The 6979-nt window shown below is 73.0% G+C and carries 7 protein-coding genes; 3 read left to right on the forward strand and 4 right to left on the reverse strand.

Going from position 1 to position 6979, the window contains the following annotated elements; translation table 11 throughout:
• Positions 1-4: 4 nt before the first annotated feature.
• Genes ACWEFJ_RS32325 through ACWEFJ_RS32340 form a run of 4 tightly spaced genes read right to left on the reverse strand, consistent with a single transcriptional unit; the run spans position 5 to position 2994 of the window.
• Entirely contained in the window at positions 5-655 is a 651-nt protein-coding gene (locus tag ACWEFJ_RS32325) for an urease accessory protein UreF (RefSeq protein WP_378092829.1), read from the reverse strand.
• The gene (locus tag ACWEFJ_RS32330; RefSeq protein ID WP_449716063.1) at positions 655-2373 is read right to left on the reverse strand and encodes an urease subunit alpha; all 1719 of its coding nucleotides are present in this window, start codon (positions 2371-2373) and stop codon (positions 655-657) included. Before ACWEFJ_RS32330 ends, ACWEFJ_RS32325 begins: the two co-directional genes overlap by 1 nt.
• Positions 2370-2681, reverse strand: a complete 312-nt coding sequence (locus tag ACWEFJ_RS32335) for an urease subunit beta (RefSeq protein WP_378092825.1) — start codon at positions 2679-2681, stop codon at positions 2370-2372. Before ACWEFJ_RS32335 ends, ACWEFJ_RS32330 begins: the two co-directional genes overlap by 4 nt.
• A gap of 10 nt (positions 2682-2691) precedes the next feature.
• On the reverse strand, positions 2692-2994 hold the full coding sequence (locus ACWEFJ_RS32340; protein ID WP_378092823.1) for an urease subunit gamma: 303 nt from the start codon (positions 2992-2994) through the stop codon (positions 2692-2694).
• A gap of 184 nt (positions 2995-3178) precedes the next feature.
• Here ACWEFJ_RS32340 and ACWEFJ_RS32345 point away from each other — a divergent pair, with 184 nt between their 5' ends.
• The 3 genes from ACWEFJ_RS32345 to sepH all read left to right on the forward strand — a co-directional run bounded on the left by ACWEFJ_RS32345 (position 3179) and on the right by sepH (position 6676).
• The gene (locus ACWEFJ_RS32345) at positions 3179-4291 is read left to right on the forward strand and encodes a citrate synthase 2 (protein ID WP_378092821.1); all 1113 of its coding nucleotides are present in this window, start codon (positions 3179-3181) and stop codon (positions 4289-4291) included.
• Positions 4292-4416: 125 nt separating this feature from the next.
• Positions 4417-5550, forward strand: a complete 1134-nt coding sequence (gene serC / locus ACWEFJ_RS32350) for a phosphoserine transaminase (RefSeq protein ID WP_449716064.1) — start codon at positions 4417-4419, stop codon at positions 5548-5550.
• A 232-nt stretch (positions 5551-5782) separates the two neighbouring features.
• Entirely contained in the window at positions 5783-6676 is an 894-nt protein-coding gene (sepH, locus tag ACWEFJ_RS32355) for a septation protein SepH (protein ID WP_378092817.1), read from the forward strand.
• Positions 6677-6979 lie beyond the last annotated feature (303 nt).

The raw sequence follows: 6979 nt of genomic DNA on the forward strand, positions 1-6979 counted from the left end.
GTGGTCAGCTGACAAAGAGACGCACCTCTTCCGTGTGATGGCGGTCGTGCGCCTCGGCCAGCAGGTCCAGGCCGGGCGCGCTCGGCGCGGGCAGGTCTTCGGGCGGGGTGTCGGCGTGCGCGGCGGCCGTCGCGGCGACGGCGTCCAGCTCGGGCGCGAGCCGGGCGAGCACCGCGTTCACCCCGAACGGGTCCAGCCCCAGCAGCCGGATCGCGCCCGTCGCCGGGCCCGTCACGGCGTGGTAGGCCACGGTCTGCGCGGCCTCGAACGGCTCGCCCACCAGCACGCCCACGATGACCGGGTGGTGGGGCCGGGGCGTGACGCGCAGCAGCTCGGTCAACGCCGCCGACGGCCACGCCCGCAGCGCGGCCCGCGCGATGCCGCGCCCCTGCACGCGGGAGGCGTTGCGCTGCGCCGGCGACGGCGTGCGGGCGTCCAGCTCGGCGTCCAGCTCCGCGTACCGGCCGCGGGTGGCGGCGGCGGCGAACACCGCGCCCAGCGCGCCCGCCGTGCGCAGCCGGCCCACCAGGAACGACCGCAACGACGCCTCGTCGGTGACGAGCCGCCGCGCGACGGCCTCCTCCAGCCCGCCGGAGTGCACGTGACCGCCGCCCGGGAACCGGGAGTCCGCGAGCATCAGCGCCGCCAGGTTCATCAGAACAGGAAGTAGCGCTGGGCCATGGGCAGCTCCGCCACCGGCGCGGGCTCGACCAGCTCGCCGTCGATGCGCACGGCGAAGCTGTCCGGGTCCACCTCCACCGCCGGCATGGCGTCGTTGAGCACCATGTCGGCCTTGGTGACGCCCCGCGTGTCCCGCACCGGCACGAGCGGCCGGGCCAGCCGCAGCACGTCGGCCAGGTCCGCGTCGACCGCCTGCTGCGACACGAAGTGCACGCTGCTCCGCGCCGCCGAGAGCGCGCCGAACATGGGCCGGGCGAAGACCGGCTGCGGGGTCGGGATGGACGCGTTCGCGTCGCCCATCGCCGCGTGCGCGATGAACCCGCCCTTGAGCACCACCGACGGCCGCACGCCGAAGAACTTCGGCTCCCACAGCACCAGGTCGGCCAGCTTGCCGACCTCCACCGAGCCGACCTCGTGGTCGATGCCGTGCGCGATGGCCGGGTTGATCGTGTACTTGGCCACGTACCGGCGGGCGCGCAGGTTGCCGGCCGCGCCGCCGCCGCCGCCGAGCTCGCCGAACCGCCGCTGCATCACGTGCGCGGTCTGCCAGGTCCGGATGATCACCTCGCCGACCCGGCCCATGGCCTGCGAGTCGGAGCTGATCATGGAGATCGCGCCCAGGTCGTGCAGCACGTCCTCGGCCGCGATCGTGGTGGGCCGGATGCGGCTCTCCGCGAACGCCAGGTCCTCGGGCACGGACGGGTTGAGGTGGTGGCACACCATCAGCATGTCCAGGTGCTCTTCGAGCGTGTTCACGGTGTGCGGCCGGGTCGGGTTGGTCGAGGACGGCAGCACGTTCGGCTCCGACACCACCCGGATGATGTCCGGCGCGTGCCCGCCGCCCGCGCCCTCCGAGTGGTAGGCGTTGATCGAGCGGCCGGCGATGGCGGCCAGGGTCGACTCCACGAACCCGGCCTCGTTCAACGTGTCCGTGTGGATCGCGACCTGCACCCCGGACTCGTCGGCCACGCGCAGGCACGCGTCGATCGCCGCGGGCGTGGTCCCCCAGTCCTCGTGCAGCTTGAACCCGCCCGCGCCGCCGGCCAACTGCTCGCGCAGCGCGTCCTCCCGCGTGGTGTTGCCCTTGCCGAGCAGCAGCACGTTCACCGGCAGGTGGTCCAGCGAGGCGAGCATCCGGCCCAGGTTCCACGCGCCGGGCGTGACCGTGGTGGCCTTCGTGCCCTCGGCCGGGCCGGTGCCGCCGCCGATCAGCGTCGTCAGCCCGGACGCGATCGCGACGTCCACGATCCCCGGCGTGATGAAGTGGACGTGGCAGTCGATGCCGCCCGCGGTGAGGATCTTCCCGTTGCCCGACAGCACCTCGGTCGACGGCCCGATGACCAGCGCCGGGTCCACGCCGTCCATGGTGTCGGGGTTGCCCGCCTTGCCGATGCCGACGATCCGGCCGTCCCGCACGCCCACGTCGGCCTTCACCACGCCCCAGTGGTCCAGCACGACCGCGCCCGTGATGACGAGGTCCGGCGCGCCCTCCGCGCGGGTGGCCACGCCCTGGCCCATCGACTCGCGGATCACCTTGCCGCCGCCGAAGATCACCTCGTCGCCCGAGCCCCGCGGCCCCAGCGACCGGTCCTCGGTCACCTCGACCAGCAGGTCGGTGTCGGCGAGCCGGATCCGGTCGCCGACCGTCGGCCCGAGCAGCTCCGCGTACCGGCGGCGGTCGATCCCGGTCACCGGTCCAGCTCCCCGGCCCACTCCGGCCGCAGCCCCGGCACGCGCCGCGCGCCCGCGATCGGCACCAGCACGACCTCCCGCTCCACCCCCGGCTCGAACCGCACCGCGGTGCCCGCCGGGATGTCGAGCCGCTTGCCCCACGCGGCCTCCCGGTCGAACTCGAGCCCCGGGTTCGCCGCGGCGAAGTGGTAGTGCGACCCGACCTGCACCGGGCGGTCCGCCGCGTTGACCACGACGAGCGTGGTGCGCGGCCGTCCGGGGTTCAGCTCGACCGGCTCGTCGCCGGTGACGATCTCGCCAGGGACCACGGCGTGCTCCTCACACGATGGGGTGATGCACGGTCACGAGCTTGGTGCCGTCCGGGAAGGTCGCCTCGACCTGCACGGACTCGATCATCTCCGGCACGCCGTCGAGCACCTGGTCGCGCCCCAGCACGTGCCGGCCGCTCTCCATCAGCTCGCTGACCGTCCGGCCGTCCCGCGCGCCTTCGAGCACGTGGTCGGTGATGAGGGCGACCGCCTCCGGGTAGTTCAGGACCACGCCGCGGTCGAGCCGCCGGCGCGCCACGTCGGCCGCCACGTGGACCAGCAGCTTGTCCCGCTCGTGCGGTGTCAGGTGCATGGCCGTGGTCTACCACGGGAAACCGCGCGAACGCGGAACGGAAACAAGGGCTTAACGATCACGGGACCGTTCTGAATCGGTTCCTTGATCGTGACCGACGACACGCGCGGCCGCGATTGCCGGCAGGTCGGAACGGGAGCAAGGTGCTTGCAACTCCCACCCCCGAGGAGAAGGAGCGCACAGCGTGGTGCAGACCGAGGACGACGGTTTCCGGCCGGGCCTGGAGGGCGTCGTCGCCTTCCGCACCGAGATCGCCGAACCGGATCGCGACGGTGGCGCCCTGCGCTACCGGGGCGTGGACATCGAGGACCTGGCGGGCCACGTCACGTTCGGCAACGTCTGGGCCCTGCTCGTCGACGGCCGCTTCGGTCCCGGTCTGCCGCCCGCCGAGCCGTTCCCCATCCCGGTGCACACCGGCGACGTGCGCGTGGACGTGCAGGCGGCGCTGGCCATGGTCGCGCCGATCTGGGGCTACCAGCCGCTGCTCGACATCACCGACGAGCAGGCCCGCGAGCAGCTCGCCCGCGCCTCCGTCATGGCCCTGTCGTACGCGGCGCAGTCCGCGCGCGGCATCGGCCGGCCCGCCGTGCCGCAGCACCGCATCGACGAGTGCACCACCATCACCGAGCGCTTCCTCACCCGCTGGCGCGGCGAGCCAGACCCGGCGCACGTCAAGGCGCTGGACGCCTACTGGGTGTCGGCCGCCGAGCACGGCCTCAACGCCTCCACCTTCACCGCGCGCGTGATCGCGTCCACCGGCGCGGACGTCGCGGCGTCCCTGTCCGGCGCGATCGGCGCCATGTCCGGCCCCCTGCACGGCGGCGCGCCCGCCCGCGTGCTGCCGATGATCGAGGAGGTCGAGCGCACCGGCGACGCGGAGGGGTTCGTCAAGGGCGTCCTCGACCGGGGCGAGCGGCTCATGGGCTTCGGCCACCGCGTGTACCGGGCGGAGGACCCCCGCGCCCGCGTGCTGCGCCGCACGTGCCTGGAGCTGGGCGCGTCCCGTTACGAGGCCGCGAGCGCCCTGGAGCAGGCCGCGCTGGCCGAGCTGCGCGAGCGCCGCCCGGACCGGGCCATCGAGACCAACGTCGAGTTCTGGGCCGCGGTCATCCTGGACTTCGCCCAGGTCCCGCCGCACATGATGCCCGCGATGTTCACCTGCGCCCGCACCGCCGGGTGGTCCGCGCACATCCTGGAGCAGAAGCGCACCGGCCGCCTGGTCCGCCCGTCCGCCAAGTACGTCGGCCCGGGTCCGCGCAAGCCGTCCGAGGTCGAGGGCTGGTCCGAGATCGCCTGACCCCGGTCATTCCACGTGACCGGGGACACCCGGTTGTCACCGCCCGGCCACGTGGCTGCAACACTGAGTACCCCGGCAACGGCGCCGGTCGTGCCGACCCCCTCCCCGTAACCGGAGGCTTCGCGATGACCCAGACCGCCGACCCGACCACGTTGGTCCTGCCCTCCGACCTGCGGCCGTCCGACGGCCGGTTCGGGTGCGGGCCCTCCAAGGTCCGTCCCGAGGCCCTGGCGGCCCTCGCGGCCGAGGGCGCCGCGCTGATGGGCACGTCCCACCGGCAGAAGCCGGTGAAGTCCCTGGTCGGCTCCGTGCGCGCCGGTCTGCGGGAGCTGTTCTCGCTGCCCGAGGGCTACGAGGTCGTCCTCGGCAACGGCGGCACCACGGCGTTCTGGGACGCCGCCGCGTTCGGCCTGGTGCGCGAGCGCGCCCAGCACTTCACCTACGGCGAGTTCTCGTCCAAGTTCGCCAAGGTCACCTCCGACGCGCCGTTCCTGGGCGACTCGATCGTGGTCAAGGCCGACCCGGGCAGCGCGCCCGAGATCACCTACGCCGAGGGCGCGGACCTCGTCGGCTGGGCGCACAACGAGACGTCGACCGGCGTCGCGGTGCCCGTCTCCCGTCCCGCGAACAGCGACGGCGCCCTGATCGCCATCGACGCCACCTCGGGCGCCGGCGGCCTGCCCGTCGACCCGGCGGACTTCGACGTCTACTACTTCGCGCCGCAGAAGTGCTTCGCCTCCGACGGCGGCCTGTGGATCGCCCTCATGTCGCCGGCCGCCCTGGAGCGCGTCGCCGAGATCGGCAAGTCGGGCCGCTGGGTGCCGGAGTTCCTGTCGCTGACCACGGCGCTGGACAACTCCACCAAGGACCAGACCTACAACACGCCCGCCCTGGCCACCCTGTTCCTGCTGAACAACCAGATCGAGTGGATCCTGGGCAACGGCGGCCTCCCGTGGGCCGTCGAGCGCACCGCCGACTCGTCGTCGCGCCTGTACTCGTGGGCCGAGGCGACCTCCTACACCACGCCGTACGTGGCCGACCCGGCGCACCGCTCGCAGGTCGTCGGCACGGTCGACTTCGACGACTCGGTGGACGCCTCGGTCGTGGCCAAGGTGCTCCGCGCGAACGGCATCGTGGACGTCGAGCCGTACCGCAAGCTCGGCCGCAACCAGCTCCGCGTGGCCATGTTCCCGGCCGTCGAGCCGGCCGACGTCAGCACCCTGACCAAGGCCGTGGACTGGGTCGTCTCCCAGCTCTGACCCGAGCCGCACCGACAGGGGCCGACCCGGGCACCGGGCCGGCCCCTGCCCGCTTCGGGAACCCGCACGGGGCCGGTCAACGAGGTGAACCTTCCGTAACGGACGTGCGGACACGGCCGACATACGGCAAGATCACACGAAGATATCGGCGAACACGGCGAGTCTCCGACGTCAAGGCGGCGCGCCGCATTAACGTCAGCACTCGGCGAGGTGAGCCATCCGGGAGGCCATGATGCGAGCGTTGCGAGTCATCGGGCTCGAAGACGACGGCAAGTCCGTCATCCTCGAGGACCCGGATCGCGGCGAGCGCTTCCTGCTCCCCGCCGACGAACGCCTGCGCGCCGCGGCGCGCGGCGACCTGACCCGGCTCGGCCAGATCGAGATCGAGGTCGAGAGCCAGATGCGGCCGCGCGAGATCCAGGCGCGCATCCGCGCCGGCGAGTCGGTCGCCCAGGTCGCGGCCGCGGCGGGCATCCCGACGCACAAGGTCGAGCGCTACGCCTACCCGGTCCTGCTGGAGCGCTCCCGCACGGCCGAGCTGGCCCAGCGCGCCCACCCGGTGCGCGAGGACGGCCCGGACGTGCAGACGCTCGGCGAGGTCGTCGCCCACTCGTTCGGCCTGCGCGGCCAGGACTACGCCGACGTGAGCTGGGACTCGTGGCGCGGCGAGGACGGCCGCTGGGTCGTCCAACTGCACTGGACCGCCGGCCGCTCGGACAACCTGGCCCACTGGGCCTTCCACCCGGGCGCGCAGGGCGGCACGGTGACCGCGCTGGACGACGGGGCCATGGAACTGATGGACCCGAACCCCAACCGGACCCTGCGCACGGTCCGCCCGGTCACCCAACTGGCCCGCCAGGCACTGGAGCTGGAGAAACAACCGGAGCCGGAGATCCTCGCCCAGGACCCGACCCCACCACCTCCCCCGCCACCGGTCCAGGACCCACAACCGACCCCGGAACCCGCTCCGGCAGCCGAGGACCAACCCGCACCACCCCCACCACAACCGGCGGCGAAGCAACAACCGGCCCGCAAGGACCCGCCACCGAAGAGGGGCAAGAAGAACCACCCGATCGTCCCGTCGTGGGAAGACGTCCTCCTGGGCGTCCGCTCCACCCGAGGCTGACCCGAAGAACAACCGACGAAGGACCTCGCCACCCCGGCGGGGTCCTTCTCGCATGCACCCCCTGGAACCGCTCACACCCCCGAGCGTGTTGATGATCTTACGGGTCGTCACGAACCCCCCAAGACCGACCCCACCAAAACCGAAAACCCCAGCTCAACCACCACACCCACCCCACCCACAACGAACCCGCCCCACCCCCAACGGACCCGCAGCCACCCCACCGAGGCTCGATTTGACATGGGTTCGGGTGCCTTAGGCTGGACGAAGCCGGCAGGCCCGGCGGGACGCTCTTCCCCGCCGGGC

This window comes from Actinosynnema sp. NPDC004786, from assembly GCF_053601135.1.

What these genes read in the sequence shown, in the direction of transcription:
- ACWEFJ_RS32325 (WP_378092829.1), bottom strand. Translation starts at nt 655, where the DNA reads ATGAACCTGGCGGCGCTGATGCTCGCGGACTCCCGGTTCCCGGGCGGC.
- ACWEFJ_RS32340 (WP_378092823.1), bottom strand. Translation starts at nt 2,994, where the DNA reads ATGCACCTGACACCGCACGAGCGGGACAAGCTGCTGGTCCACGTGGCG.
- serC (WP_449716064.1), top strand. Translation starts at nt 4,417, where the DNA reads ATGACCCAGACCGCCGACCCGACCACGTTGGTCCTGCCCTCCGACCTG.
- sepH (WP_378092817.1), top strand. Translation starts at nt 5,783, where the DNA reads ATGCGAGCGTTGCGAGTCATCGGGCTCGAAGACGACGGCAAGTCCGTC.